The organism is Mesorhizobium sp. ORM8.1, from assembly GCF_053005525.2.
Genome location: NZ_CM132600.1, coordinates 4579692 through 4606134 on the forward strand (window position 1 = coordinate 4579692; position 26443 = coordinate 4606134).

At 62.2% G+C, this 26443-nt stretch carries 29 protein-coding genes and 1 pseudogene; 12 read left to right on the forward strand and 18 right to left on the reverse strand.

Features of this window, described 5'->3' with window-relative positions; all coding sequences use genetic code 11:
• The first annotated feature begins 125 nt into the window (after window positions 1-125).
• Together ACVDG8_RS23050 and ACVDG8_RS23055 are read left to right on the forward strand one after the other, a co-directional pair.
• Window positions 126-658 (forward strand): annotated as a pseudogene (locus ACVDG8_RS23050) (TetR family transcriptional regulator).
• A 92-nt stretch (window positions 659-750) separates the two neighbouring features.
• The gene (locus tag ACVDG8_RS23055) at window positions 751-2361 is read left to right on the forward strand and encodes an inorganic phosphate transporter (RefSeq protein ID WP_447256769.1); all 1611 of its coding nucleotides are present in this window, start codon (window positions 751-753) and stop codon (window positions 2359-2361) included.
• A 66-nt stretch (window positions 2362-2427) separates the two neighbouring features.
• Here the strand turns inward: ACVDG8_RS23055 and ACVDG8_RS23060 are convergent, their stop codons facing one another.
• The 3 genes from ACVDG8_RS23060 to ACVDG8_RS23070 all read right to left on the reverse strand — a co-directional run bounded on the left by ACVDG8_RS23060 (window position 2428) and on the right by ACVDG8_RS23070 (window position 5594).
• Window positions 2428-3270: an MFS transporter gene (locus ACVDG8_RS23060; protein WP_447256770.1), complete on the reverse strand. Its 843-nt coding sequence runs from the start codon at window positions 3268-3270 to the stop codon at window positions 2428-2430.
• 382 nt (window positions 3271-3652) lie between these two features.
• Entirely contained in the window at window positions 3653-4813 is a 1161-nt protein-coding gene (locus tag ACVDG8_RS23065; RefSeq protein WP_447256771.1) for a patatin-like phospholipase family protein, read from the reverse strand.
• Window positions 4806-5594, reverse strand: a complete 789-nt coding sequence (locus tag ACVDG8_RS23070) for an acetoacetate decarboxylase (RefSeq protein WP_447256772.1) — start codon at window positions 5592-5594, stop codon at window positions 4806-4808. The genes ACVDG8_RS23065 and ACVDG8_RS23070 overlap by 8 nt, the downstream gene beginning before the upstream one ends.
• 225 nt (window positions 5595-5819) lie before the next feature.
• On the opposite strand from ACVDG8_RS23070, the gene ACVDG8_RS23075 reads away from it, so the two are divergent.
• Complete coding sequence (locus ACVDG8_RS23075) at window positions 5820-6608, forward strand: 3-hydroxybutyrate dehydrogenase (protein ID WP_447256773.1); 789 nt, start codon at window positions 5820-5822, stop codon at window positions 6606-6608.
• Window positions 6609-6669: 61 nt separating this feature from the next.
• Here the strand turns inward: ACVDG8_RS23075 and ACVDG8_RS23080 are convergent, their stop codons facing one another.
• Window positions 6670-7002 carry a hypothetical protein gene (locus tag ACVDG8_RS23080; RefSeq protein WP_447256774.1) on the reverse strand — a complete coding sequence of 111 codons (333 nt, stop codon included), beginning with the start codon at window positions 7000-7002 and terminating at the stop codon, window positions 6670-6672.
• 592 nt (window positions 7003-7594) lie between these two features.
• Here ACVDG8_RS23080 and ACVDG8_RS23085 point away from each other — a divergent pair.
• The 3 genes from ACVDG8_RS23085 (at window position 7595) to ACVDG8_RS23095 (ending at window position 10125) form a co-directional block, all read left to right on the forward strand.
• Complete coding sequence (locus ACVDG8_RS23085; RefSeq protein WP_447256776.1) at window positions 7595-8134, forward strand: sigma-70 family RNA polymerase sigma factor; 540 nt, start codon at window positions 7595-7597, stop codon at window positions 8132-8134.
• A complete protein-coding gene (locus ACVDG8_RS23090; protein ID WP_447256777.1) occupies window positions 8121-9032 on the forward strand; it encodes an anti-sigma factor family protein in 912 nt (303 codons plus the stop codon). The genes ACVDG8_RS23085 and ACVDG8_RS23090 overlap by 14 nt, the downstream gene beginning before the upstream one ends.
• Window positions 9033-9234: 202 nt before the next feature.
• Window positions 9235-10125, forward strand: coding sequence for an adenylate/guanylate cyclase domain-containing protein (locus ACVDG8_RS23095; protein ID WP_447256778.1), 891 nt, complete (start codon window positions 9235-9237; stop codon window positions 10123-10125).
• A gap of 90 nt (window positions 10126-10215) precedes the next feature.
• On the opposite strand, the gene ACVDG8_RS23100 is transcribed toward ACVDG8_RS23095, so the two are convergent.
• The 7 genes from ACVDG8_RS23100 to ACVDG8_RS23130 all read right to left on the reverse strand — a co-directional run bounded on the left by ACVDG8_RS23100 (window position 10216) and on the right by ACVDG8_RS23130 (window position 16347).
• Window positions 10216-10674, reverse strand: coding sequence for an SDR family oxidoreductase (locus ACVDG8_RS23100; RefSeq protein WP_455707229.1), 459 nt, complete (start codon window positions 10672-10674; stop codon window positions 10216-10218).
• Window positions 10641-10943 (reverse strand): SDR family NAD(P)-dependent oxidoreductase, encoded by a 303-nt coding sequence (locus ACVDG8_RS23105; RefSeq protein WP_455707230.1) that lies wholly within the window; start codon window positions 10941-10943, stop codon window positions 10641-10643. Before ACVDG8_RS23105 ends, ACVDG8_RS23100 begins: the two co-directional genes overlap by 34 nt.
• 33 nt (window positions 10944-10976) lie before the next feature.
• Entirely contained in the window at window positions 10977-12077 is a 1101-nt protein-coding gene (locus ACVDG8_RS23110; protein WP_447256780.1) for an ABC transporter ATP-binding protein, read from the reverse strand.
• Between the two features lie 4 nt (window positions 12078-12081).
• Window positions 12082-12915 (reverse strand): carbohydrate ABC transporter permease, encoded by an 834-nt coding sequence (locus ACVDG8_RS23115; protein WP_447256781.1) that lies wholly within the window; start codon window positions 12913-12915, stop codon window positions 12082-12084.
• Window positions 12915-13856: a carbohydrate ABC transporter permease gene (locus tag ACVDG8_RS23120; RefSeq protein ID WP_447256782.1), complete on the reverse strand. Its 942-nt coding sequence runs from the start codon at window positions 13854-13856 to the stop codon at window positions 12915-12917. Before ACVDG8_RS23120 ends, ACVDG8_RS23115 begins: the two co-directional genes overlap by 1 nt.
• 66 nt (window positions 13857-13922) lie before the next feature.
• Entirely contained in the window at window positions 13923-15209 is a 1287-nt protein-coding gene (locus ACVDG8_RS23125; protein WP_447256783.1) for an ABC transporter substrate-binding protein, read from the reverse strand.
• 121 nt (window positions 15210-15330) lie between these two features.
• Window positions 15331-16347: a hypothetical protein gene (locus ACVDG8_RS23130; protein WP_447256784.1), complete on the reverse strand. Its 1017-nt coding sequence runs from the start codon at window positions 16345-16347 to the stop codon at window positions 15331-15333.
• Between the two features lie 407 nt (window positions 16348-16754).
• Between ACVDG8_RS23130 and ACVDG8_RS23135 the strand changes: the two genes are divergently transcribed.
• The 3 genes from ACVDG8_RS23135 to ACVDG8_RS23145 all read left to right on the forward strand — a co-directional run bounded on the left by ACVDG8_RS23135 (window position 16755) and on the right by ACVDG8_RS23145 (window position 19765).
• Window positions 16755-18023 (forward strand): ADP-dependent glucokinase/phosphofructokinase, encoded by a 1269-nt coding sequence (locus ACVDG8_RS23135; RefSeq protein WP_447256785.1) that lies wholly within the window; start codon window positions 16755-16757, stop codon window positions 18021-18023.
• Window positions 18024-18035: 12 nt separating this feature from the next.
• Window positions 18036-18809 carry an SDR family NAD(P)-dependent oxidoreductase gene (locus ACVDG8_RS23140; protein ID WP_447256786.1) on the forward strand — a complete coding sequence of 258 codons (774 nt, stop codon included), beginning with the start codon at window positions 18036-18038 and terminating at the stop codon, window positions 18807-18809.
• Window positions 18810-18931: 122 nt separating this feature from the next.
• Window positions 18932-19765 (forward strand): DeoR/GlpR family DNA-binding transcription regulator, encoded by an 834-nt coding sequence (locus tag ACVDG8_RS23145; RefSeq protein ID WP_447256787.1) that lies wholly within the window; start codon window positions 18932-18934, stop codon window positions 19763-19765.
• 107 nt (window positions 19766-19872) lie between these two features.
• On the opposite strand, the gene ACVDG8_RS23150 is transcribed toward ACVDG8_RS23145, so the two are convergent.
• Window positions 19873-21114, reverse strand: a complete 1242-nt coding sequence (locus ACVDG8_RS23150) for a tyrosine-type recombinase/integrase (protein WP_447256788.1) — start codon at window positions 21112-21114, stop codon at window positions 19873-19875.
• 242 nt (window positions 21115-21356) lie between these two features.
• Between ACVDG8_RS23150 and ACVDG8_RS23155 the strand changes: the two genes are divergently transcribed.
• The 3 genes from ACVDG8_RS23155 (at window position 21357) to ACVDG8_RS23165 (ending at window position 23200) form a co-directional block, all read left to right on the forward strand.
• Complete coding sequence (locus ACVDG8_RS23155; protein ID WP_447256789.1) at window positions 21357-21827, forward strand: hypothetical protein; 471 nt, start codon at window positions 21357-21359, stop codon at window positions 21825-21827.
• Between the two features lie 616 nt (window positions 21828-22443).
• The gene (locus ACVDG8_RS23160; protein WP_447256790.1) at window positions 22444-22794 is read left to right on the forward strand and encodes a DUF6173 family protein; all 351 of its coding nucleotides are present in this window, start codon (window positions 22444-22446) and stop codon (window positions 22792-22794) included.
• A gap of 100 nt (window positions 22795-22894) precedes the next feature.
• The gene (locus tag ACVDG8_RS23165; RefSeq protein WP_447256791.1) at window positions 22895-23200 is read left to right on the forward strand and encodes a hypothetical protein; all 306 of its coding nucleotides are present in this window, start codon (window positions 22895-22897) and stop codon (window positions 23198-23200) included.
• Here ACVDG8_RS23165 and ACVDG8_RS23170 read toward each other — a convergent pair.
• From ACVDG8_RS23170 to ACVDG8_RS23195, 6 genes are all read right to left on the reverse strand, one after another.
• Window positions 23163-23519, reverse strand: coding sequence for a hypothetical protein (locus ACVDG8_RS23170; protein ID WP_455707231.1), 357 nt, complete (start codon window positions 23517-23519; stop codon window positions 23163-23165). The two genes, ACVDG8_RS23165 and ACVDG8_RS23170, sit on opposite strands and share 38 nt — an antisense overlap.
• Window positions 23520-23749: 230 nt before the next feature.
• Window positions 23750-24481, reverse strand: coding sequence for a hypothetical protein (locus ACVDG8_RS23175; protein ID WP_447256793.1), 732 nt, complete (start codon window positions 24479-24481; stop codon window positions 23750-23752).
• Window positions 24482-24483: 2 nt separating this feature from the next.
• Window positions 24484-24876, reverse strand: a complete 393-nt coding sequence (locus ACVDG8_RS23180; protein ID WP_447256794.1) for a hypothetical protein — start codon at window positions 24874-24876, stop codon at window positions 24484-24486.
• Complete coding sequence (locus ACVDG8_RS23185; protein ID WP_447256795.1) at window positions 24876-25229, reverse strand: hypothetical protein; 354 nt, start codon at window positions 25227-25229, stop codon at window positions 24876-24878. Before ACVDG8_RS23185 ends, ACVDG8_RS23180 begins: the two co-directional genes overlap by 1 nt.
• Entirely contained in the window at window positions 25229-25768 is a 540-nt protein-coding gene (locus tag ACVDG8_RS23190) for a hypothetical protein (RefSeq protein ID WP_447256796.1), read from the reverse strand. Before ACVDG8_RS23190 ends, ACVDG8_RS23185 begins: the two co-directional genes overlap by 1 nt.
• Complete coding sequence (locus ACVDG8_RS23195) at window positions 25765-26346, reverse strand: hypothetical protein (protein WP_447256797.1); 582 nt, start codon at window positions 26344-26346, stop codon at window positions 25765-25767. The genes ACVDG8_RS23190 and ACVDG8_RS23195 overlap by 4 nt, the downstream gene beginning before the upstream one ends.
• Between the last annotated feature and the right edge of the window lie 97 nt (window positions 26347-26443).

Below are 26443 nucleotides of genomic sequence, written 5' to 3' on the forward strand. Positions count from 1 at the left end.
CCGGCAAAACAATCGACGCCGGGACACATATCGACGATAAGTCCCGATTTCAAATGGCGGGCGCTTTACTGTACCGTCTGGACGGTGTTGTCAATTCCGCATAGGCTAATGTAAGGGGAGGCGTGATGAGAGCTCGCAAGGCAAATTCGCGCGACAAAATCCTTGCCGCGGCGGCCGATGTGGCGCGCGAGGCGGGGCCGGGGAGTCTGTCGCTGGAAGCGGTCGCGACCCGTGCCGGCGTGTCGAAGGGCGGCCTACTCTATAACTTCCCGACCAAGGCCAAGCTGATGCAGGGGCTTGTCGAGAACTACCTGCAAGACTTCCAGAAGGCACTCGAAACACGCGCTGCGGAGAACGGCCGTGAGATGTGCTCGCCGCCTATATCAAGCTGTCGGCGGATGATTGCCAGCAACCGAAACCCTCGGCCTCGTGGATGTTCGCGGCTATTGCCGAGGATCCCGATTTCCTGACCCCGATAAAGGCGTTCAAACGACAGCTGTTCGAACGGCTGAAGGGAGAGACGGACGCTCTCGGATCGCTGCTGGTCTGCTTCCTGGCCATCGAGGGACTGCGCAGCATGAATCTTTTCGATTCCGATGTGCTTTCGTTGGACGAGCACAAGCTCCTGGTGGCCTCTCTCCTGAAGATAGCCGGGTAGGTCGCCAAACAGTTTAGAGCGTCACACCAGCTTCATCCTACGGACATAGCGTCCTCTTCGGTTCTTTGCTGCAATGCAAACGGAGTGGGACAATGGTGGACGTAGTTTCCAGTGAGGCGGGGATCCCGAGACCGGATCATCCCCTGGATCAATCGGGCGGTGCCAAATGGTTCCTGCCGGCCTTCGGCGTGCTGGTGCTCGTCGGCATTATCTATGTCGGCTACGCGCTCGGCAACGACCTCGCGGTCGCCAAGACCGTGCCGTGGATCCTGCTCGGCATCGCGCTTCTGATCGCGCTGGGCTTTGAATTCGTCAATGGCTTCCACGACACCGCCAACGCGGTCGCCACCGTCATCTACACACGGTCGCTGCCGGCCGAGTTCGCCGTCATGTGGTCGGGCGTCTTCAACTTCCTTGGCGTCCTGACCTCGAGCGGCGCTGTGGCGTTCGGCATCCTGTCGCTGCTTCCGGTCGAGCTCATCCTGCAGGTCGGCTCGTCCTCGGGTTTTGCGATGGTGTTCGCCCTTCTGGTCGCCGCCATTCTGTGGAACCTCGGCACATGGTTCCTCGGCCTGCCAGCCTCGAGCTCGCACACCATGGTCGGCTCGATCATCGGCGTCGGCCTCGCCAACCAGTTCATGGCTCCGGCCGGCAGCGCCACCAGCGGCGTCGACTGGGGACAGGCGACCAATGTCGGCATCACCTTGCTGGTCTCACCGATCGTCGGCTTCTTCGCCGCCTTCGTCCTGCTCTATGCCATGAAGCTCCTGGTGCGCAATCCGGCGCTCTATGAGGCGCCGAAGGGCAACGCGCCGCCGCCATGGTGGATCCGCGCGCTGCTCATCTTCACCTGCACCGGTGTCAGCTTCGCGCATGGCTCCAATGACGGTCAGAAGGGCATGGGCCTGATCATGCTGATCCTGATCGGCGTGGTGCCGACCGCCTATGCGCTCAACCGCACGCCCGACATCAACTATCTCGAAGCCTACAAGGCGGCTTCGGTCAGCGTCGAGACCGCGCTCGGCAAATATGTGAAGCCCGGTGTTACCGTTGCCGATGCCACGGCCGCCAAGGCAGCAGTTCAGGACGCTGTGCGCACCAAGACCTGGAGCGACCAGACGACCGTCGCGCTGCAGACCTATATCCACAACACGACCGCTTCGTTGCAGCCTTACGCCTCGGTCGACAACGTGCCGACCGACCTGGTCAGCAACGCCCGCAACGACATCTACCTGATCGGCGAAGCGTTGAAGCTGATCGACAAGAAGCAGCTGCTGCCGATGCAGGCCGGCGATTTGAAGGCGGTCACCGACTATCACAAGGCGGTGGACAACGCGACGAAGTTCATCCCGCTCTGGGTGAAGGTCGCCGTCGCGCTGGCGCTGGGGCTCGGCACCATGGTCGGCTGGAAGCGTATCGTCGTCACCGTCGGCGAGAAGATCGGCAAGAGCCACCTGACCTACGGCCAGGGCGCGGCTGCCGAGCTGGTGGCGATGATCACCATCGGCATGGCCGACCGTTTCGGCCTGCCGGTGTCGACCACGCACGTGCTGTCGTCAGGCGTTGCCGGCACGATGGCGGCCAACGGTTCGGGCCTGCAATGGTCGACCGTGCGCAACCTTCTGCTTGCCTGGGTGCTGACGCTGCCCTGCTCGATCGCGCTCGCTTTCGTGCTGTTCATCATCTTCCGCCAGGTTTTCTGAGCGGGGAACATCCTTAAAAGAAACGGCGTCGCAAGCGGCGCCGTTTCTTTTGTCGGCTTCATACTCTTATCGCTGCGCAACGTTCGTCCTGTTTAGGCGGCGCAATTGGCGCAGCGACAACAAATGCAGCAGGATCGAGCTTGGCACCACGAAAGCGGGGGTCAGCACACCGGGATATTCGCCCGCGCCGATGCTTTGCACATCAGGAACGATCAATTGCCATGGACCGGGCGAGGTGATCATGCCCATGGTGATCGCGACCGCGAAGTCGGCAAGGCCGAGGATGTTCCAGAACGTTGCCGCCCTTCGGCCCCTGGCCGTGCTGGTCGCCACCGCGATCGCCGCCGGCAACGCGAACAGTCCGGTCAGCATGTCGCCGATGCCCGCCGGCACTGCGAATATGCCGGGCAGCGCACCATGCAGCCAGGCTGCGAGCGCCCAACTGCCGAATACGCGGTAGAGTTGAAGCGCGACGAGCCAGCTTGCCGGCATCGCGTCGAGCACCTGCCCGATCCGCTTAGAGAACAGCAACAGCGGCGCGCCGATGATCACGGGCACGATGATCGCCAACGGCAACATCGGTAATGTAGTGTTCGGGTGGAAGACGCCATTGATCGCGGCGCTCCAGGCCACGGCGAGCCACAGCGTGTCCGGGATCATCACCGCCAACCAGGTCACGCGGCGCTGACCTAGCGTCAGGCTCGTGCCTTGGAGGCCGAGCCACAAACCCAGCCCGATAAGCGCGTGCGCGGCGAGCTGGTGGATTGTGGTCGGAAGGCCACTGGCCGGGATCAACGGCCAACTGTAGATCAACAGCGTCCACAGTGCCGTCAGCGGCGCAAACCAGAGCAGGCCGCGCCAGGTGTCACGCGGCGGAACGATTGCGGGGGAAACACCTTCGGCGGTCATCGGCGGCACCCATTGAGCCTAGCGCATTTGCTTGCGGTCAGATGTACGCCCGCTTTCCGCAAGCAGCTATTCGAGATAACGTCGATGGGCTGTTAAGAAGAGCTTCACAATCCGCGGAGTGTGATCGAGTCAGGGAGGCGGTTCCAAGCGTTGGCCTGCGCCGCGATTTTCGCCGAGTTGCCGCGGAACTCAGGTGGCTCTATCAAATGAGCCACGCGGTGCGCTTCCTTGAGGCGCATGCCGGGGCAGCGCCAGTGACACACAAATGCGCTGTGTCAATCTGAGCGAAACCGGCGAAGGATCCTTTGGCGCGCAAGGCCCTCTTCGAGGGGCTCGTCGCGGCAAGCGAGGTCGCGCGTGAGCTCGGGCAACGGCCTCGCCTTCAGGTCGGGTCTTCCCGATGCAGGTCGTGGATGGCGACGCCCTCGACATTTTTGGGCAGCATCAGCCATTTCTTATGGCGCAGCGTGCGCTCGGTGTCTTCCTGGCCCATTTCCCAATGCTCGCGCATCGAGGTGCCGGAGAACTCATAGTCCTTGGCGTGGCCTTCATAGCCTTTGTGCTGGTAGATCAGGTGCACGATGTTGACGACGCCGGCGTCGGAATAGTCGGCGATCAGTTCCTTCTCGCCGTCCTTGAGCTGTTCCGGCGGCACACGCTTCAGGGCGTCGAGCAGCTTCATCTTCAGCGCATGGATGCGCTCGAAATTGTCGGTGTTCTGCCGCGTGCGGCTCGAATACATGATGTCCTTGTGGCGCGACAGCACGTCGGCCATGCCGCGCGGCAGCACGCCGCGGGCGCTGAACAGATCGACCTGGAACACCAGCGAGGAGCGGTCCTCCTCCTGGTCGAGCAGATATTGCAGCGGCGTGTTGGAAACGATGCCGCCATCCCAATAATACTCGCCCTCGATGCGGATCGACGGAAAGGCGGGCGGCAGCGCGCCGCTGGCCATGATGTGCTCCGGCCCGATGCGCACCTTGTCGGTGTCGAAATAAACGAAATTGCCGGTCCTGACGTTGACCGCGCCGACGCTGAGGCGCTTCTTGCCATCGTTCAACACGTCGAAGTCGATCAGGCTCTCCAGCGTGTCCTTCAACTCGGCCGTGTCGTAGAAGCTGGTGGCGCCGTCGGCTCCCGACAATTGGAGCCAGGGATTGGGATTGCGCGGCTTGAAGAAACCGGGCTGGCCCATCGTCATCGTCATCAAAGACGAGGTCTGGTTGCGGATATCGCGATAGATGTCGCCTTCGGGCGTATAGGGCCAGATCTTGCGGCCCGAGATCGTCAGCCAGAACTGTTCCAGCCGCTGCAGGCGCCGGCTTGGCTCGTTGCCGGCGATGATCGACGCGTTGATTGCGCCGATCGAAACACCGGAGAGCCAGGTCGGCTCGCAACCGGCGTCGGCCAGCGCCTGATAGACGCCGGCCTGATAAGCGCCAAGCGCGCCGCCGCCCTGGAACACCAGCGCGATGCGGTCATATTGGGCCGTGATTTCCTCGATGGTGGCTGTGGCTGCCTTGCTGCGGTTGCGTTCAAGCACTGACTTTCTCCAGCTTCGTCGCGCCGGCAGCGGATTGGCTGTGGTCAGCGAGGTAATCATGCACGACTTCGCCGAGGCCCAGCGTCAGATCGGCTTTGAAATGAACGGCCGAAACGATGTCGAGCACAGGCAGTTTCGCCACGTCGGCCATGACATGCGGCCTGAGATCGAGCGCGGCCGGCGCCGTCCACGCCTCTTTCAAGGTGATGTCGGTGAGGTAGTAGCGGACCAGTTCGCAGATGCGTGGGCTACCGTCGACATGCGGGATGATCTTGATCAGGAAATTGGGTGCGGCGAGTGAGGCCAGCACCTGGTCGTGGTCGGCCTCGCGGTGCTTGTAGCCCATCGTGCCGGTGGCGCACAGCACGCTGCCATAGTGCAGCGTGCCCACCACCACTTCGCCCTCATGCACGATCTTGGGGCTGGCGAGCTTCTTGGGGAAACCCCACAGCTCGCGGCCGCCGGCGATCGGCGCGTCGTCGTCGAGATACATGGAATGGACGAAGCCGCCATGCTGTCCACGGTAGCGCACCGGGATGACCTGGCCGGTCTCGGTGTAGTCGCCGAAGCCGGTCGAATCCGGCATGCGGATGAACTCGTATTTGACCAGCGGCTCGTCGATTTCGAGCGGCGCCGGCACCACGGCCTCAAGGGCTTCGCGCGTCGTGCGGTAGGTGATGATGACGTATTCGCGGTCGAAGAAGCGATAAGGGCCTGGCGGGAAGGACGGATTGGTGAGCGGCATCGCATAGGCGCGCTTCACGACGTCGGCGATTTCCATTCCGGTGCCCCCAAAAAGTTTGAAATGACCCCGCGCGAACGCGCTGGCAAATATGTTGCACGGCAGCATGACAGTGCCGTGTCAGCGCCGCGACAGGCACGTTCGAAAGCCGGCAAAGCCTTTGCTGGACTGTAATAGCGCCGACATATGGCTGTGGCATTGTCATGCTGCGGCGCACAAACTATGTGCCTTTGATAGTCCTTCCCTCCTGTCGCGAGATCTCCCATGGGTTCCCTGTCTTCGAAGAATGCGCTCGTCACCGGCTCGACCAGCGGCATCGGCCTGGCCATCGCCCGCGCTTTTGCCGCCGAGGGCGCCAATGTCACCATCAACGGGCTCGGCGACGCCGCGGCGATCGAGCAGGAGCGGGCCGGCATCGAGAAGGATTTCGGCGTCAAGTGCCGCTACTCGGACGCCAACATGATGGATGGCGCGGCGGTGACTGCGATGGTCCACGACGCCGAAGCCGCCTTCGGCAGCCTCGACATCCTGGTCAACAATGCCGGCATCCAGCATGTCGCGCCGATCGAGGAGTTTCCCGACGACAAGTGGGAAGCGATCATCCGCATCAACCTTTTGGCCGCCTTCTATGCCATCAAGGCGGTGGTGCCCGGCATGAAGAGCCGCAAGTGGGGCCGCATCATCAACACCGCTTCGGCGCATGCGCTGGTCGCCTCGCCGTTCAAGTCGGCCTATGTCTCTGCCAAGCACGGCATTGCCGGCCTGACCAAGACGGTGGCGCTGGAAGTGGCGCAGAACGGCATCACCGTGAACGCGATCGCGCCCGGCTATGTCTGGACACCGCTGGTCGAGAAGCAGATCCCCGACACGATGAAGGCGCGCGGCATGACCGAGGAGCAGGTCAAGCACGACGTGCTTCTGGCCGCGCAGCCGACCAAGGAATTCGTCACTGTCGACGAGCTTGCCGCACTGACGCTGTTCCTGTGCTCGGACGCCGCCAGGCAGATCACCGGGACGACGCTGCCGATGGATGGCGGCTGGACGGCACAGTAAGGCGCCGGACTTGCACGCGTGACATGGGCGCCGGGACAGCCTGGTCCCGGCTAAGGAATAACTAACCCTGCATCAGATGCCCGGTCCACCAGGCCGAACTGCCGGTGAAGCGGATCACCAGCAGGCCGATGCCGGAGATCAGCGCCGCCCAGTAGAGCGGCGTGCCGACTTTCCAGCGATCGTCGCCGGGCGCTTGCTGGCTGAGCGTGCGCTTGGTGCCATAGAGTCCAACAAGTAGTCCGATGTTCAAGACAATGTCGAGCATCGCGACACCCCGGCTGGTATATTCGCCGCCTGGGATGCAAAGCCGATAGACGAAGGTGGCGATCAAAAGGGCCGCAATCACCCTGAATGTCGTCCACGGCAATGGCTTGCCTGAACTGATATCCGGCACGGTCCCCTCCGCTGAAAGCCGGATGGATCGATATCATGCGGGCCGCCGGCCAGGCGTGAGCCGGATAACAAAGCCGCCACTGCCGAACTCAATCCCAATGAAAACGATCACATTAGCGTGAGCGAAAAAACCGGACGGCAGGGAATAAATAGCCTGGTCCGCTGGTCTTCAGGGCATGCGCCGGATGTGCGCGCAGCAGCAGGAGACCAACATGAAGCGGCATGAAGACAAAAGGATTGCGACCGAAGCGGGCGAGGGCGTCAGCCATCGCCGTCCTTTGGAGCGCATGAGCTGGGCGCATCTCTTCCGTGCCATACCGCCCCGTCGCCGGCCCTGATCCGTGCCGATCACAACCATCGAGATTTACGTCCATGACGGCCAGCATCTCATTGCAGCCAGCGATGCGCCGTTCTCTTCGAGGCGCCCCTTGCTTCCGAGACCCTTGACTCCGGTGACCCCAATGCCTTCACCTCCCCCGAAGCAGGCGCCTTCGCCTGCAGTCGCGATCTTCACCCGCACGAGCAGGGACAGGTCAGCGCCATCTGAGGATGGCGGCAAGCCCTTGGCGGGAGCGCCTGACGGTGGAACGGTGTTGAGCGAAAAGATCCTGGCCGCGCGTTTTGCCGAAGTGGTGCTGCCGCATCTCGGCGACGCGCTGTCGCTCGCCCGTTGGCTGACCGGCAACACGGCCGATGCCGAGGATGTGGTACAGGAAGCCTGCCTCAAGGCGCATGCCGGCATTGCCGGCTTTTCCGGCGGCAACGCCCGCGCCTGGCTGCTGACAATCGTGCGCAACGCCTCCTACACCTGGATGGCGCGCAACCGTCCGCGCGCCGTTGTCTCCGTCGGCGATCTCGCCGACCTCGAGGATGTCTCGCCGCTGCCCGACAATTCAGACAGCCCGGAAGCGGTGCTGATCGCCAAGGCGAATACAGCGGCTGTAGAGGCCGCGATCGCAGGGTTGCCGGAAGCGTTTCGCGAGACGGTGGTGCTGCGTGACATTAACGGTCTCAGCTACCGCGAGATCGCCACCATGCTCGGCGTGCCGCAAGGCACGGTGATGTCGCGGCTGGCGCGGGCCCGCGGTCTGTTGATGACGGAACTTGGAGGGCGTCACCATGAGCCCGCATGAAAATCGCCCGCGTGAGGATGGATTGCCGCAAGACCCGCAGGATATGAAACTGATGATCCACGCCCTTGTCGATGGCGAGCTAGACGCCGCGGCAGCCCTTGCCGTCGAGCGTCGCATGGCCGCCGATCCGGACCTTGCCGCCGAGCATGCACGGCTGGTCGCGCTGCGTGGCGCGCTCGCCAATGTGCAGCGTCCCGCCGTCAGCGACGACTTCCTGGCGCGCATCGCGGCCATTGCCGCGGTGAAGGGTGCCGACGAAGCCGAAACCGCGCAGGCCGAGGCCGTGGAAGCGCCAGCACAGCAACAACAGGGCAAAGTCATCGAGATGCGGCCACGCGCCGCGCGCCGCTTCGCCTCTTTCGACTGGCGCCAGATGGCGGCCTCGATCGTGCTGACGGCGTTTCTCGCCAGCGGCGCGACGCAGTGGCTGATGGTCGACAATGCCCCGGAGAGCTTTGCGGTCGCCGTCGCCAACGGCCATCGCCGCAGCCTGCTCGCCGCAACCCCGGTCGACATCGTCTCGTCGGATCGCCACACGGTGAAGCCGTGGCTCGATGGCCGCATCGGCGTCTCGCCGGCGGCGCCCGACATGGCCAAGGATGGCTTCGCGCTGCTTGGTGGCCGTGTCGAGGTGATCGGCGACCGGCCGATGCCGGCGCTGGTCTACCGCCATCACGAGCACCTGATCACGCTGGTGGCGGCGCCGCGCCAGAACGAGGCCAAGTCAATGCCCGTGGCGGACGATCTGTCGGCCGGCGGCTTCCTTCTCGTGCACTGGACCGACGACGCCTTCTCCTACTGGGCGATCTCGGACGCCGAGCGCCCGGCGCTTGACGATTTCGTCGCCCGGTTCCGCGCGGCCGTCCTCGCCAATCCGGCGGCGGGCAGCCCGGGTTAGGGAAACGAAACGTCTTTATCGCCGCTATTTTTGAGGGCCGATAACCTGTTTGACGGGATGAGTGAAGGCAGATGCCTGTCGGTCCGAGATAATCGCCCAAAGCACTTGCCCCGTTGCGCCGGCGCAGGGTGCACAGGTAGATAAGCCAAGGTCAGCTTTGGTATGTTATATACGCTGCGTTCTCGCGGCGGATACGAGATCGATGGATCAGGAAAGACTTCTAACAGCAGTCCTCTTGGCTGATGTCGTGGGCAGCACGCCGCTCTATGAGCGCATAGGAGACGATGCCGCCCTGCGGCAGGTTTCGGGTTGGTTGGACGCGATACGCGAGATCGCCGCCCAGCACGGCGGCGATTTCATTCACTCGAAAGGCGATGACGTGCTCAGCCTGTTCGAGAGCCCGGAGGCGGCGCTGAGGGCCGTCTGCCAAATCAGCCACCAACTGACGGAAGGGGCGTTGAGCGCCCGTATCGGATTGCATTTCGGGGCGGTCATTCGCGCGCGGGGCGCGGTGTTCGGCGACGTTGTCAACGTCACCGCAAGGTTGTCCACTACGGCCAACCCTGGGGAGGTCCTGATCAGCCAGAGCTTCTTCGAAGCCCTTTCCGCGGGCAGCCGCAGTACCTTGCGGCTCCTCGACAAAATGGCCTTCAAGGGAAAGCAGGAACTCTTCGATGTCTATACCCTGAGGAGCGACGATGGGGCCGTCAGTACCCACGTCGCCCGCGGGGGCACCATTGTCGATAGGCGCTCCGCCCCGCCGCGGCAGATCAATCTGGTCATCCGCTATGGAGATCAGTCGAGATCCTGCCGAAACAACGAATTGGTGACCATCGGCCGATCTCCGGAATGCGATATCGTCGTCCAGCGGCCCTGGGTCTCGAGGCACCACGCGACCTTTACCATCTCGAATGGCAAGGCCCGGCTTGTCGAGCGAAGCTCGTCGGGCACATTTGTGTCGATGGGACCCGGTCACGAAGTATTCGTGCGCCGCGAAGATATTCTCCTCTTCGGCGCCGGCGTCATCTCGCCTGGACGCAGATCGTCCCTCGGCGACGCCCAGATACTTCACTACGAAATTGTCTCAGGCTGACCCGGCCGGGGCATCTGATTGCTTCTGTCCGCGAGGTCGAGCCGCCGCTGGCGCAGGCGGGCCGCTCGAATGCTCGCTATGCGCCCGATCTCACCGGCAGGTGTAGCCGCCGTCGATCGGCAAATGGATGCCGGTGATCATCGAGGCGGCGTCGCTGAGCAGGAACACGATAGGGCCGGCCACTTCGTCCTCGGTCGCCCAGCGTCCAAGCGGCATCTGCTTGAGGAACGGCTCGGCGACATGCGGCTGGCTCCAGTGGCCGGACGAGATCGGTGTCATCACCACGGTCGGGTTCACGCTGTTGACGCGTATGTTGTATTTGCCGAGCTCCAGCGCCGAGCAGCGGGTGATGTTTTCGAGTGCCGCCTTGGACGAGCCGTAGGAAATGTGCCCGTCAAGCGCGACCAGCGCCGCCTGGCTGGAGACGTTGACGATCGCGCCGCCCTTGCCGAGCGCCACCATCTGCCGCGTCGCATATTTGGTGACCAAAAGCGCGCCGCGCGCATTGACGGTGATCACCTTGTCGAAAATGGCAATGTCGGTGTCCATCGGCGTCGCGATCTCGCCGCCGAAGCCGCCGCAATTGACGACCCCCAAAGATCGAGGCCTTCGAGCGCATCGCGGATATCGTCCTCGGAGCCAAGGTCGAAGCTCACCGTGCGGCAACCGGTCTCCTTGGCGATTGCCGCGAGCGCCTCTTGCGAGCGACCGGCGGCGATTACATTGGCGTTGGCCTTGACCAGATGCCGCACGGTGGTGCCGCCAATGCCGCCGCTGCCACCCGTCACCAGAATGTTGCGTCCGTGAAAATCCGTCATGGTTTCCTCTTCGTAGTGGTCTTCAAGTTGGTGTCAGGCGAGCTCGGTGGCTGCCGCCGCATCGGAAATTCTTTGGCCCGCTTCATTGAAGAGATGGCAGGCGTGGGGCGGCAGGGAGATGGCGATGCGATCGCCGGCGCGGGCCATGCGGCCGCTGCTGTCGCGGATGACCAGGTTCTCCTCGCCTTCGCGCACATGGATGAAGGTGTCGCTGCCCAGAAGTTCGACCACGCTCGCCTTGACGACGAACGCATCGCCCTCGGTGGACCGCACGATGTGTTCCGGCCGGATGCCGATGGTTACCTCGGCTCCGGGCTTCAGGGGCTCGGAAACGGGCAATTCGAGCGAAAGCCCTAGATTGAGCAGAATCGTCGCCAGATTGCTTCGAACCGAAGTGACCGAGCCCTTCAGGAAATTCATCGCCGGCGAACCGATGAAGCCGGCGACGAAGAGATTGGCCGGCCGGTGGTAAAGGTCGAGCGGCGCGCCGACCTGCTCGATGCGCCCGCCGTTCATCACCACGATGCGGTCGGCGAGCGTCATCGCCTCGACCTGGTCGTGCGTGACATAGACCATGGTCGAAGCAAGCTCCGCCTTCAGCCGCGCGATCTCGACGCGCATGCCGACACGCAGCGCGGCATCCAGATTGGACAGCGGCTCGTCGAGCAGGAACAGCTTCGGCTTGCGCGTCATGGCGCGGCCGATGGCGACGCGCTGACGCTGGCCGCCGGAAAGCTCACGCGGCTTGCGTTTCAGGTACGAGCCGAGCCGCAGTTTTTCGGCGGCACGGCCGACGCGCTCGACGATCTCGGCCAACGGCGTGCGGGCGATCTTCAGGCCGAAGCCGATGTTGCGGTCGACATTCATATGCGGATAGAGCGCGTAGGACTGGAACACCATCGCCACGCCCCGTTCCGGCGGCTCGGCACCGCTCATGTCGACGCCGTCGACCAGGATGCGGCCCGAGCTGATCGGCTCCAGCCCGGCGATGATGCGCAGCAAAGTCGACTTGCCGCATCCAGACGGCCCGACTAAGACGCAGAACTCGCCGTCCTCGATGGTCAGCGACAGTTCCGGGATGACCGTGGTGTGACCGAAGGCCTTGGTGACCTTGTCGATGATGAGCGTCGCCATGGGCCTAGCCTTTCACCGCGCCGGCCAGCAGGCCGCGCACGAAGGCGCGCTGCACCAGCACATAGAGGAGGATCAAGGGAAGCGCGATCAGCGTCAGGATCGCGAAGAGCGCGCCGGGATTGGCCATGTAGAGGCCGGAATACTGCATCGGCACGATGGTGAGCGTCTTCATCTCGCTCCTGGTCAGCACGATCAAAGCGAGGAAGAATTCGTTCCAGGTGACGATGAACTGCCAGATGGTGACGAAGACCAGCGCCGGCCGGACCAGCGGCAGCGCGACATGCCAGTAAGTCTGCCAGGCGTTGCAGCCATCCACCCGCGCAGCCTCGAAAAGCTCGCGCGGCGCGTCTTCCATGAACGCCTTGAGGATGACCATGGCGAACGGCACGCCGAGCGCGGCGTAGGGCAGGATGAGGCCGATATAGGTGTTCACCCAGCCGAAATTCTTGAGCAGGATGGCAAGAGGCAGCACCATTGAGGCGAGCGGCACCATCAGAGTGGTAAGCAGCGTCGCGTAGAGCAGCATCGAGCCTTTCAGCCGCAGGATCGCGCAGGCGAAGGCAAACAGCGATGAGACGGCGACCACGATCGCCACCGTCGCGACGGTGATGATCAGGCTGTTCAAGAAAATACCACCCAGCGGATTGTCGCGGATCACGGTGACGAAGTTGTCGAAGGTCACCGGCCAGGTGAAGAGCGCCGCGTCAAAAGCCTGCGCCGGCGTGCGCAGGCCGATCGACAGCATGTAGACCTGCGGCACCATCCAGAAGCCGAGCACGATGAAGAGGATGGCATGGATGACCACGCCGCGGATGCGGTTGCGGGCGAGCGGCGCCATCAAGACTCGTCCTTCCCCGCCGGCGACAGGCGGGCGCCGAGCAGCGCGATCTGGATCAGCGACAGCACCAGGGCGATGACCAGCACGATGACGGAAAGTGCCGCGCCGCTTCCGGTGTCGCCGAGCACGAAGCTCTGCTTGAAGATGAAGGTGCCGAAGACCTCGCTGGCGCGGTTCGGGCCGCCGCCGGTCATCAGATGCACGATCGGGAAGGTCTGCAGCGTTCCGATGACGCCGAGCAGCAGCAGCGATTTCGTCGCTGGCGCCAGCATCGGCACGATGATATGGACGGCAAGCCGCCAGCCCCTGGCGCCGTCGATGCGGGCGGCGTCGAGCACCTCGGTCGGCAGGTTGGCGATGCCGGCGATGTACATCAGCATCGAAAACCCGGTCCATTGCCAGATGTTGACGACGATCAGCGCGTAGATCGCGGTCTTCGGGTCGCCGATCGGCGATGTCATCATGACGATGCCGAGATGCTTCAGATATTCCTGGGCGATGCCGTAATAGGGGGCGTAGATCTGCACCCAGACCAGGCTGATGACCGAGACCGACGTCACCACCGGCAGGAAGAACATGGTGCGGAAGAAGCCGCGCAAGGCGTGCGTGTGGCGCTCGATGAAGTAGGCGAGCAGCCCGCCGATCAGCATCTGCACGGGTATGGTGATCGCGCCCCACAGAAGCATGTTGCGCACCACGATCCAGAAGGTCGGATCGGCGAGAATGGTGGTGTAGTTGGCGAAGCCGGCAAAGACCGATCCGCCATCCGTCCGGCCGGCGTAGAAGCTTTGCTCGGCAACCCAGAGGATCGGATAGGCGATGAAGACGACGAAGAGCAGTGTTGCCGGCAGCGCAAAGAGGTAGAGCGTCGAAGTTCTCGATGCCGATCGCCCTTTCACCGCCGCGTTGGCGGCTCCGGCTCGCATGGCCTCTGCGCTCATTGATGCTTGCCATCTCAAGACTGAAAAAGTCCGGGCGCGTCTCCGCGCCCGGCAGTTGGTCGTGGATTATTTTGCCGCGAGAGCCTTCTCTGTCGCCGCTTGGACGGCGGCCAGGGCTGCTTCCGGCTCGATGCTGCCAGCCGCAACGCCGGCCAGCGCATTGTCGAGCGCCTCGGCGATCGCCGGCGAGGCGAAGCGCTGGTTCTCAGCCTTCGGCAAATCGGCCATGAAGCGGGCCGACATGTCCTTCACATGGTCGGTGATATCGCCCTTCGGCGAATTGCCGTCGAAGGCCGGAAGGTCGTTGAGGTCGTTCAGCGCCTCCTGCAGGCCGACGCCGTTGGTCAGCTCGGCAAGGAAGCTCCAGGCCTCCGGGTTCTTGCCGCCGTTCTTGGTCAGGCCATAGCCGATGTCGATGCCGCCGACCGGCGGGCTGGCGGGGTTTCCGTCCTTGACCGGGGGCAGATAGAAGAAATCGAAGCCGTCCATGTTCTGGACGAATTCCGACAGCGGCGGCGGGAACTTGCTTTCCTGCATCCACCATGAGCCCAGCGCCATCATGCCCACCTTGCCCTGCGCGAAGAGCTGCGCACCGGTCGGATAAGCATGAGCGCCAAGCGCGCCTTGCTGGAAGATGCCGTCGTCGAACAGGCCCTTCCAGGCTTTCATGGCGGCGACCAGCTCCGGCGCCGTCCATGGCGTCTCGCCGGCCTGCGCCTTGTCGACGATGCCGGCTGAGAACTGGTTGGCGAGCATCAGGAAGACGTTCTCGTTTTGCCAGCCGTCGGCCGCACCCTGGAACATCGGGATATAGCCGCCGTCCGTCAGCGCCTTGGCCGCCGCCTTCAGGTCGGCATAGGTCTTCGGCGGCGAAAGATTGAGCTTCTCGAAGATCTTGCGGTTGTACCAGATGCACAGCACCTGCGATTCCTGCGGGATGATGTAGAAATTCTCGTCGCCCTTCGGATTGCCCATCAGCATCTGCTTGCGGTTGACGGGGAAGACCTTGTCCGCCCATTTGTCGCCCCACTGCTTGGCAGCGCGCTCGTTCACCGCCTCGAGGTTTTCGCGATATTGCTGGGTGAGCGAGCCGGGTTGCAGGCCGATCACGTCGGGCAGACTGCCCGAGGCTGCCGCAGCCTTCAGCGCGGTGATGTATTCAGGCGAATAGTTGTAATAGGTGTATTTGACCTTCACGTCCGGATGGGCCTTTTCGAAGGCCGCGATCGACTTTTCCATCGTGCTCTGCACGAACCACGACCAGACGGTGACCTCTTTCTGATCGGCATAGGCTGAAGCGGAATAAAGCGCGGTGGCGAGGATGGTCGTCGCCAAGAACAGCATTTTTCTCATTACATTCCTCCCTTTCTTAGTTCCCAGATAATGCGCGACGCGAGCCTCCATCTCGCGGGCGTGGCGACCCGTTGCCGGATCGTCAGACGTGGCTGCTATCGCCACGCGCTTTGGTCCGGCGTCAGGCTGCTTTCGCAGCCGCCGATGTCAGCACCTCCTCAGTGATTGTCCGGTCGTCGGCGAGCGGCCGGTTCGGGGTCAGGCCGAGCTTCTGCAATTCGCCATGGTAGGCGCGCACCGCCTCTTCCGGAGAAACCGTGCCGTCGGCAACGGCCCGCATCAGCACGATCAGCTGCAGCGGCGCCTCGGCGAGGTTGATCTTGCGGCCGAAGAGGGCAAGACGGGCGCCGTAGCGCTCCGACTGAGCGACCAGTTCCAACGTGTCGCGCGTGGTGCCGGCGCCGCCGCCAAGCACGCCGACGATGAGCTCGCTGTCGAAGCTTGCAAGCTCCTCCAGGGCTTTCGGCCCGTTGTAGGCCGTCTTCAGGAACAGCGGCCGCTCGGCCTTCGGCACGCTGGCCAGCGACTTGATGATGTTGTCGTTGACGAACTCGCCGATCTGCTCGCGGCTAAGGCCGAGATCCACGCTCGGATTGAAGACCTCGTAGAAATATCTGAAGCCGGTGCGGGTAGCCTCGGCGCGGAATTCGGCAAAGGCGTTCAGGGCGCTGACATCGAGCCCGACATCGTTGCTGAACGAGACCGAGTAGAGCGCAAGGTCGGTGCCATGCGTCGGATAGTTGGCGATGGCGCGCGCCAGATTGGTGTCGCGGAAGGGCACCGACGCGGTCTGCGTATAGGTGCCATGGCGCACGGCGCCCCAGCACATTGTTTCCAGATTGCCGCGGATGGCGGGCTTCATCTCGCTGCCGAAGAAAGCGGCGCGCTCGTCGAGAAGCTCGAGATTGGACTGCGACACCAGCATGATGTCGACGATGTCCTGTTTGATGATCGCCTCGATCTGGGCGATGAATTCCTGGCGGCTGCGGCGGCGCGGCGGCCTGACCGAATAGTCGAAGCCGGTCGCGGTGACGCCGGCGCCGACGTCGCTGTCCTTGGCGTCGGCAATGACGAAATCGGCCCGCGTGTAACGGCCCGCGCGGATGTTCGCCAGCTTCCTGTCCAGTCTCGTGACCATAATCTTCCTCGGTAGATCTGTTTTCGGGGGTTTGGGGCGGGCGCCTCGCCTTCGCCGCATCAAGCCTGCGGTCATTTGCAGACATTTCTCATAATCTGTCAATAGCTATCTAAACTCTCTAATTTGAAGGATGGCGCGCGCATTAAGGCGGGATCGTATTGCGAATGGCAACCAACGTGCGAGCGGTATTTGGTATTAACTTGCTGTTTTATAATGGCTTTCTCAAAAAGCGCGAATGCGGAATGGAATTTGAGAATTTTGTAGAGATCGCTCGTTGCCTGCATCAGAGGCCGGCCTTTTAAGCATTGCCTCTTTCTGCCTCAGGCGGTGAAAGGCGAAAACCGCATTGACGATTTGAAAGATAATGATAGCAATTGGCAGCGCGCCAGGCGAGGAGAAGCGCTGGAATGTATGACGGGTTCACCGGATCGGTCGCGCAGCGCTATGCAGCGCTGGTCGATCCACAATCAGGTCCGCTTGGCGCGGACGCGTTGTCCTCGGCCGGCCTTTTCCTGTGCGGCATCAGCGCCTGCGTCGATGCACGGGTCGAGATGAGCGATATCCAACCGCTGCTGGACGCGCCGGCCGAGACGCAGGCGGCGCGGCTTGCCGCCATGCTGCTTTCGCGCGCCGCGCGCGGCATAGGCGGCGAGGTGCGGTTCGACTGGCTGGAAGGCCCGGCATGGCTGCGCGAGCGCCTGCAGCCACGCTATGCGCTGGGTGGGACCGGGCCGCAAGCGGCGTGGGTGCTCGGCCAGTTGGGCGTCCGTTCCCTGGTCGCGCTCGAGGATCGCCACGCCTTGATGCTGCGGCAGATACCGCCGAGTGTGTTCCTGGCCGACAAGGGTGAGCTCAAGCCGGCGGACAAGGTGCAGGCTTCAGGCCCGCACATTCCCGAGATCTTCATCTTTGAATTCACCGCCGGCCGCGCAATCGGCGCTGTCATGCCGACCCGTTCCTCACGCGTTGTCGTGCGCTTCCGCGACCGCGGCATCCAGCATGACGGGGAGTTCGAGGCCTTGTCGCGCCGGCTGGCGCCCTCGGCCGCCGCCGGGCTGCTTTCGGGGCTGAACGATGAAGCGGCGGAAAATGTCGGCGCTGCCAGCCGGCATGTCTTTGCACTGGGCCGCGATTGGAAAGCCGCCGGTCTCAAGACAATCCATTTCGAGCTGGCGGGCTACGTATCGCAACAGGCTGTCGAGAAACTGCTTTCCCACACCACCGGCGCCATCACTTCGCTCGGCATGAGCCATTCCGAACTGCTCGCCATGAACCCGTCGGCGCATCATCCGATGGAGGCCCTGATCGCGCTCGGCGAACGGCTTGGCCTCGAGCGGGTGTGCGTGCATGCCGACACCTGGGCGGCCGCCGTGACGCTCAACGATCCAGGGGAAGAAGAGCTGGCGCTGATGGCGGGCTGCGCGATCGCCAGCGCCAGGGCGGCTATCGGTGCGCCGGCACGAGATATAGCAATCGCACCGTCCGCCGAATTCCATCCGCTGCCTTTTGAAACGCCGGTACGCCGAGGACGCTGGACTTTTGTTGCCTGCGCGTCTCCCTATCTGGACAAGCCGGCAACGACGCTTGGCCTCGGCGACAGTTTCACCGCCGGCTGTCTGCTCATCCTGGGGCGGACCCGTCACGCCGCCACCGGCCCGAACCTGCAACACGCCTGAAGGACTTAATCGATGTATCTCGAACGCTTCCGCCTCGACGGAAAAACGGCTTTCATCACCGGAGGCGGTCGCGGCATCGGCCTGTCGACGGCCGAGGCGCTGGCCGAAGCCGGCGCCAAGGTCATCATATCCGATCTCGACAGCAAGGTGCTGACTGCCGGGCGCGACGAGCTGAAGCAGAAGGGCTACGAGGTCGATGCGGTGCAGCTTGACGTTACTGATTCCAAGGCGGTCGCCGCCGCCGCGCGGGCGGCCAATGAGCGCCATGGCGCGGTCGATATCCTGATCGCCAATGCCGGCATTGCCTGGCCTGACACGCCCGGCGAAGAGATGAGCGACGACGTGTGGCTGAAGGTAGTCGATGTCGATTTGAATGGCGCCTACTGGTCCTGCCGTGAGTTCGCGAGACCGATGCTCGAACGCGGCCGCGGAGCGATCGTGACGCTCGGCTCGATGTCCGGCCTGATCTCCAACAAGCCGCAGCGCCAGGCGCATTACAACGCCGCGAAGGCCGCAGTGCACCACATGACGCGCTCGCTCGCCGGCGAATGGGCCGAACGCGGGGTGCGGGTCAACTGCGTCGCGCCGACCTATGTCGATACGGTGATGTCGCGCGGCGGCTTCAGCGATGACACGCTGATGCCGATCTGGATGGATATGACGCCGATGCGGCGCGTCGCCGGACCGGACGAAATCGCCGCGCCCATCCTCTTCCTCGCCTCGGATGCGGCCAGCGCCATGACCGGCACGGTGGTGGTTGTGGATTGCGGCTATACGATTTGGTAGGGGTTATCCTGTCCTAACGCAATTCCTAACGGAGGGTTACGGCGAAGTCGCCGAACTTAACCGGTCACACTTTTCCTGGAATTGCTCGATTTGGCCCGTCGACCGTCAGAGCAAAATAGAGCATGGATACGCCCAGCAAACGCGTCGAAATGGTTTCCGCCAAGCGCCAGGCGCTCATCCTTGAGCATCTGCGCGTCAACGGCGCGGCCTCGATCCAGGAGCTTGCCGACACGATCGCCGGGTCGCAGTCGACGGTGCGGCGCGACCTCGAGCATCTGGTGGAGAAAGGCTATCTCGAACGCACGCATGGTGGCGCGCATCTGTTGCAGCCGATGCGCGCGACTTTCGAGCGCGAGACCACGGTCAACGCCGAATTGCAGCATGCCGAGAAGGTGGCGATCGGCCGCGAGGCGGCGCAGCGCCTCAGCGCGCGCGACAGCGTCATCTTCGACAGTTCCTCGACCGTGATGGAAGCGGTGCGCGCCACCGCCGAACGCGACCTGCCGCTGACCGTGGTGACCAACAGCCTGGAGATCGCCGATTTCGCCGCCGACATCAAATCCTGGCGCATCATCCTGCCTGGCGGCACTGTGCGTCCGGGTTATCGGCACCTCGCCGGCGAGCCGGGCGAGAGCTTCATCAAGACGCTGCATGCCGACATCTGCATGACCGGCGCCTCAGCCGTCACCGGCACGCTGTTGACGGAGACAACGCTGGAAGTCGCCTCGCTGAAACGCGCGATGATCTCGTCGGCCCGCAAGACTATCCTGCTCGTCGACAGCTCCAAATTCACCGCACCCGGCTTCTGCACGCTCTCGGATATTTCCGAGATCGACGAGGTGATCACGGATGAGGGCGTCTCGCAGGACGCGCTGGGGTCGCTATACGCTGCGGAGCGGAAGGTGACGGTGGTGCGGATGGGTGGCGTGGCGATGGGGCGGCGGCCGGCAGTGTAGGGCTGAGCCACCAATTGGTGATCCCGACGGAATCGAACCTGTGACCTACAGATTAGGAATCTGCGTTGATCCGAGCATTTGCACGGGTTTGAGTCGCTATGTTGCGTTTATGTTGCGCTCACAACGGGCGCAAGCAGGGAACTCACAGCGTCGTCAAGCTCGGCCTTATCCTCTTTGTGCTCAAACAGGTGGCCATAGGTGTCCATCGTTAAGCCGATAGTTGAATGGCCTAGGAGCTGTTGAACGCGGGCAGGCAGCAAGCCACGTCCTCCATCCTTCTCGCGGTTCAAGCACCAAGACGCGAACCAATGGCGGAAGGCATGGAGGCCGGTGTACTTGGGCGCCAGGACAGGCTTCCCCTGCTCGTCCTTCTCGCTGGTCTCGATAGTGACGCCAGCTGCGAACATTGTCGGGATCAACCCGCTGCGAATGATGTTGCCGTGGGCCTCAATGTTGCCAAGCGTGTTCGGGAAAACGAGATCCAGCTTCTTTTCACCCTTCGGGCATTGCAGCTTCCATTCCTTGAGCGCGTTCACCACGACGGCGGGCAGGGGAATGGTGCGCTGGCTCGTCTCCGACTTTGGCATCCCGATGACATGGAAGTTGTCGGCGCGCTGCGTCACGGTGAGCTTGCTTTTTGCTAGGTCCACATCCGCCCACCGCAAGCCGCGCAATTCCGATGAGCGCAGGCCGGTGAAGACTGCGGTTATCAGCAGCGGGCGGAAGCGGCCAGTCGCAGCGGCGATCAGTTTGTTGATTTCACCCAACGTGGGAATGTCCACGCCAACTTGAAGCTTCGTCTTGCGCCGCTTTTCGCCCTTCTTGCGCTTGCTGCGCATTCCCTGAAGCGGGTTTTGCACCATGTGTCCGCTTTCCTTGGCTTCCGAGAAAATGGAACTGAGGCTGGTGCGCACTGCGCTGACCATTGCAGGCGAGCGAGGTGCGCGGCGCAGATCATCCTCAGGTAGGCTTGGATCGCCTGCTGCCAAATCATCGAGGTACTTGCGAATGCGCGGCATCCCCATCCTCGACAGCTTTTCGTTCCCGATGAACGGTTTGATGTGTAGATTGAGGTGCTGTTTGTATTGGAGGTAGGTGCCATGCTCCAAGTCATTCTGCGCGCGGGTCAGCCATAGCTGCCCTACATCGTTGACCGTCTTTGAAGTGCTGTCCACGACATGCAGGCCGTCACGCACCTCCGAGCCGGCTCTCAACGCGTAGGCATCGGCATCTTTTTTCTTATCGAAGGTCTTGGCGCGGCGCTCGCCGTGCTGATCCACATAGTCGACTAACCACGCTTCCTTCTGGACCCCTTTGGACGTGGTCCACTTACGCTTACGAACAGACATAGCTGTATCTCCTGTCTCAAGAGATATTATGTTGCATAAAATCTGTTGGTCAGCAACAAAGCCATCTTGACTCCGGACCGTGGCCGCAGTCTGATGATGATGGCGAGCTTTCAAGCTCGTTCTCCAGTTCTTCGGTTTAGACACACTGGGGCGGAAGAGCAGGTGCCCAAAGCCTGCAGGTCCGCTGCGGTGCGTCGTGCTGCGGTCCTCGTCCCCGACGCGCCAACTAGGAGAACGACCTTATGACAATTCTTGAAAGCATCTCCACGATCGAAACCGCCAGCTTCAACATCCTCTTCGCTCCAAACGAAGCGGCACGGGTCAACAGTCGCACGTCCGCCGACATTCCGGCGGGTCACGTGCTACTGCGCCAGCCCCCGTCCAACGAGAGGGACCTTCGCGTCACCATCCCTGTGGAGTTCATGCAGGCTTGGAAGCCTGCCGAATGGAAAGGAGTGGCGATCAAACACAAGAAGGTTCAGCTTCTTCTCGCCAACGAGACCCCCGGCTTGTTAGCGCTGAAGCCAGTCGCATCCGACTTCGAGGGCAAGGGCGTCTATCATCTCGAGCAGAATGATGACAGCGGCCAAGCACGCTTCATGACCACGCGGTCGTATGTGAAGCGCAAGCTCAATGGACCAACGGCAGCCGTCCCGTTCAAGCTGGTCGATGGCATAGGATTTCTGGACTTCACCACCCTCAGCCCGTTTTAGTCCGCCTTTGCACTTTGCTGCGCAGCTTTTCCACATAGCTGCGCAGCTTTGCAGCGCGTCCTGCCGCGTTGCGCATGCACGCCGCCCCACTTACTGCGACGCGTTTATTTTCAAGCTAGGCTTGACGCCTATCCTGCGCATCACCACTTCCAACGTAACTACGAAATAGCCGCACGGGTTGTGGGTTTCCTTAGAGCTTAAAAGAGCGAACCCTCAAGACGATGGCCAACTGTGTGGTGGCGGCTACTACAAGGGTCCCCACACACGATCGCAACGGAGCTGCCGTGGGCACCTTCATCGCAATCGAGGCCAGCCAGTCAGGAGGTAGCTTTCGCTACCGACTTGAGTTCGGATGCTATTTGCATCCTAGGTGGGCTTCGGTCTTCCTACTCATGACCCGACTGTTCTGAACAGAAGGGCACCCCGGCAACGGGGTGCCCTTTTGCTTTGAGGACGGCCAAAGCCGTCGCCTGTAGCGCGACAAGCATGCGTGCCGCCCCAACTGTGTGGGCGGCCCGTGCCGTACCCTGTCAAGGCCGTGGAAATCAGCCTCAATGGTCTAGCAAAGTCCAGCTTTTGAGCGGATGATTATTAGTTCTGACCATTGGAGATAAAAATGCCGGACATGATTCGCAGCAGGATCCCAGAGCTTACGGTTCGTAACCCAGCTGAATCTACGATTCAGAATATTGTGAAATCTATCATCGCGTTCGAACAACGGCTGAACGTGGATGAGGAAATCGGCGCGAGCTGGGTAAATTTTGGCGGCGAGACATTTAACATTTCGAACGTCAGCTTTATGGGTATGGAACTTGTCAAGTTTCACTGCAAGAATTCGAGAGGCGAGATCGTAGAGTTGATCCAGCACGTTTCACAGGTCAACGTTATGCTCGTGGCTACGAAAGCAAAAACTGAAGAGCCTCGTCGAATCGGCTTCTTTCTTGAAAAGACCTTGGAAGAGAGTTGAAAGCTTTTTGCTGGCAACTGCCAGTCGCTCTACCAACTAGGAATGTTGTCCTACTGCTGTTTTCGTCCGAACAAGGACGCAACCAGACAGGAGAACAGCAATGAGCAAGAGCAAAACGACACCCGCCGCCAAGCCCGCCACCAAGAAGAGCCAGGTCGAGGAAATGCTGCGCGGGGGCGGCGTGTCCGTCGCAGCAATCGCTGAGAAGCTTTCAATTAGCAAACAGGCAGCTTACTCGCTCATCGGCGATGTGAAGCGCGGGGGTGTCGCCGTTACCGGTGCCCTCAAGGACGGCACGATGCACTACAGCGTGGACGTTCCCAAGAAGCCCAAGGCAAAGACCGCTGCCTTCGGCAAGGGGACGACCGTCAGTGCCGCTGCTCCTTCTGCCCCGACAACTGACTGAAGGCGCTGCCAGATGGGGGAGCAGCGCGCTTGCCGCGATAAACTGCTCCCTCGTCGCTTTCCACGAACTGCTGGACGACGGCATCGACCTCAGCGAGGCCAAACTTTGTCCGAGCGAGCACGGCATAGCGGCCGTCGTCAGACTTCTCCGCCTCGAACGCATTCTGCTTTTTCAGCAGCGCCATCGCGCCTTCAAGCAGCCCGTCCTTCACTCCGGCTTTTGTGAGCGCTGATTGCAGGGTTGTATTGACCGCATCGTCGCGCATCTGCTGCTTCACGGCTGCGACTTTTGCCGGTCCCTCGACCTGGAGCTTTTCCAACTGCGCGCTGAGCGACGCAATCTCAGCCTCGGCATCGCGAATGGCGTCTGCGGTCCGCGTGGACAGGAAGTAGCCCGCGCCGTCGTCCTCCTCGATGTAGGCGACGCGATAGGATTCGGAATCAACTCCAAGCGATCCGCCGCGATGCGGCGCGGCAACCGCAACTGACCGTTGGGTTGACCCTGTACATTGAGGAAGTAGGTATGCGTCTCAGCGTTGCCTGCCATGGTTCATGCTCCCTGTTGATGTGCAGCAACGGCGCTTTCGCGCTTCGACCGTGCTGCGATTGCGCCATTGGCGAAAGTTGTGTCGCTTGCCTGCGTCACAAGAGCCACGAAGGCCTTGCCGCCAACGTCCGACGCGGCACGCATTTTCTTCAAGCGCTCCAAGCGCCGCATCTCGACCGGGAAATGCTGCTCGCGGAACCTGTGTCGAAGGGCTTCCAATTCGATCGTGGTCAAGCCGGTCAGGAGGCGCGGCGCCCGCAGTACTGCACCAAGAAGAGTCATATCGTTGGTGGCAAAAGCGTCGGCGATCTCCTTGGTGCGCTCGCCGGGCGTCATTGTCGCTAGTTTAGAACGGATTTCTTGGTCGTACTGAGACAGCCCTTCCGGAGCAAACGTGGCCTTTTCAATGCCGGCAATCGTCGCGTCGGCTTTCGCGTTGGCTGCGATTATGCGCGCCGCAACCTTCTCGCCGACCTTTTGCGCCGTGGTTGCCACTTGGATGGCGGCGGCTTCGGGCGTCTGCGACCTGTCCGCGAACACAGCATTGGCGAGGTTGACCAGTGCGTGGGCTTCCTCCCGCGCCGTCTTCAGTGCTCCCGAAAGAGCCAAGTGCTCAAGGTCAGGCGCGGGCGTAGCGTTGCCAATCTGCCTTTCGGCGTGATGGTCGATTGCCCGCTCGTCGATGCTCGGTGAAACTTCCAGTTTCCGTTCAGTGCCATTGCTGATGATTGCCATGTTCAGTCTCCTTCGGGCTCTTTCCAACGATTTTCTAAGACGAGGGTCACGTAGCTGAATGCGGCCACTGCCGGGCGGATATCCATGATTTCATTGTCCGCGATTACCCAGCGCTGCGGGGCCAGCATGACGCGCGCTTTGTCGCCGTCTCGGCTCATGAATACGGCCTTCATGCCCCCTACCACCACGGCTTCGCCCGATTTGAAGACCGGCCTCAAAACCGGAGTCAGGATGTCCAGGGGTTTCGTGTAGTGGGAGTAGCCTGACCCGTAGCTGCGGATCATCTGCGCGCAGTCGATGCCATAGCGGTCGGCCGTGAACCCGCGTACGACCCAGCGGACCCTCGCTCGCCCGTTGTACGGCGCGTCCACGATGTCGCCAACCTGCATCGACATCAGAAGCGGTTCTCCAAGACGAACCAACCGACGTTTATGCGTGCAACGGAGGGGTCGAGGCCGATGTTCACGCCAGGTTTTTTGGTCGGCATCGACCGTGCGTCCAAAAGCACGCTGACGACGCCATCTTCTGTGCCCTGATAAGCGCCAGGAAACCCATTGACCGTGCAGCGATCGCCATTCTGAAATGATGGGCTCTCCACCACAGTCAGGCCGCTCCCCTTGAGCAGCCCGGTGGAACGACCGTCGTCAGATGGGCGGATGAGCCAAGCGTTTTCGCCGGGTGTCAGTTCGAGGACAACCCATCGCAAGCCGCTTTCCGTCAGGACGATATCACCGGGCTGTGCGGTCATCAGATTTCCTCCGGGCGAGCGAGGCGCTGTTCCACGGCGGAAAGGTCGATGGGCGGTTTGCCCTCGCGGTCGCGCTGGACAGCAACCGCGAATTGCCAGCGTGGCACCGTCAAATGCTCCGAATGACCTTCATCGAAATCGCGCTGCAGGGTGACGAACTGCTCAGCCATCCAGCTTGGCGCTTTTGCGAGCATCTTGCCGCCTTCGATCTGCTCGATGAACGGGTGGCAGGGATCAGGGGCGCGCACTGCCACGTAGAGCGCGTCCTCTTTGAACAGGGTTACGCTGCTGTCGGACCCGTAGCGTGCCGACGTGTATCCGGGATCAAAGAAGTTGCGCTTATGCCCTCGACGCAGATCGCATTCGGGGCGCAGCGTCATCAACAATTCGGTGCCGTCGCTGGTGTCATTGTCGCGGACGAGCAGCAGGTGGCGGCCGGGACCAAGCTCAAGAGGAGCGCCGTTCTCGATCACGCAGCCGACGATCCAGGTGTGCCCGCGCCGTGACTTGATGATGTCGCCTGCTCGCATGTCTTTCATTTTCTTGACCAGTCAATCTCTTGGAAGGGGCGTTCGCGAGGTGTGATGTCGGTAGCGGACGGACCGACACCCCTGCCGCTCGCCTTCGCCGTGAGCTGGTACAGCTCATTGACTTGGACTTCCGCCATGCCGTGCACTCCGACCTCGTCCATCTTGAAGCTCAGGGTGCGGAAGCGTTGCTGTTCGGTGTCGGTGAGCTTGGTCATGTCCAAGACTGGCCGTGTGTCGGGTGGGGGTTCGACGCGGTTGAGGCCAAGCGTCTCAAGCACCCGCCGCAGACTGTTGAGCGTCGTCTGGTAGCCCAGTAGGTCAGCCACACTCAGGGTGCCCTCTGTGGCGAACTGAAGTTCCCACTTTTCCAAGATGATGGTCGTCGTGGCGGCGGCCCTGATCAAAGCGAACTGGCTCTGCGTTACGTGCCTTGGTCCGCCGAGGTCCTGCACGTGGTTGGCCACTAGATCATGCAGCCGGCGCGCCCACTTGGAGCGCCCGTCAAGGCCGGGCAGGAGCTCGGTGCCGTTTGTGACCCCGCTCCTAGCCTTTAGCTTGCGGGGGACGGGATAAACGGGGCCATCCATGGATCTGCTGTGTATCCGCTAAGTGTTTTCGCGCCTTGCTTGGCGTTGTATTGCTTAGGGCTGCGGGCCGCATGCGCGCAACAGGAACCTTTATACG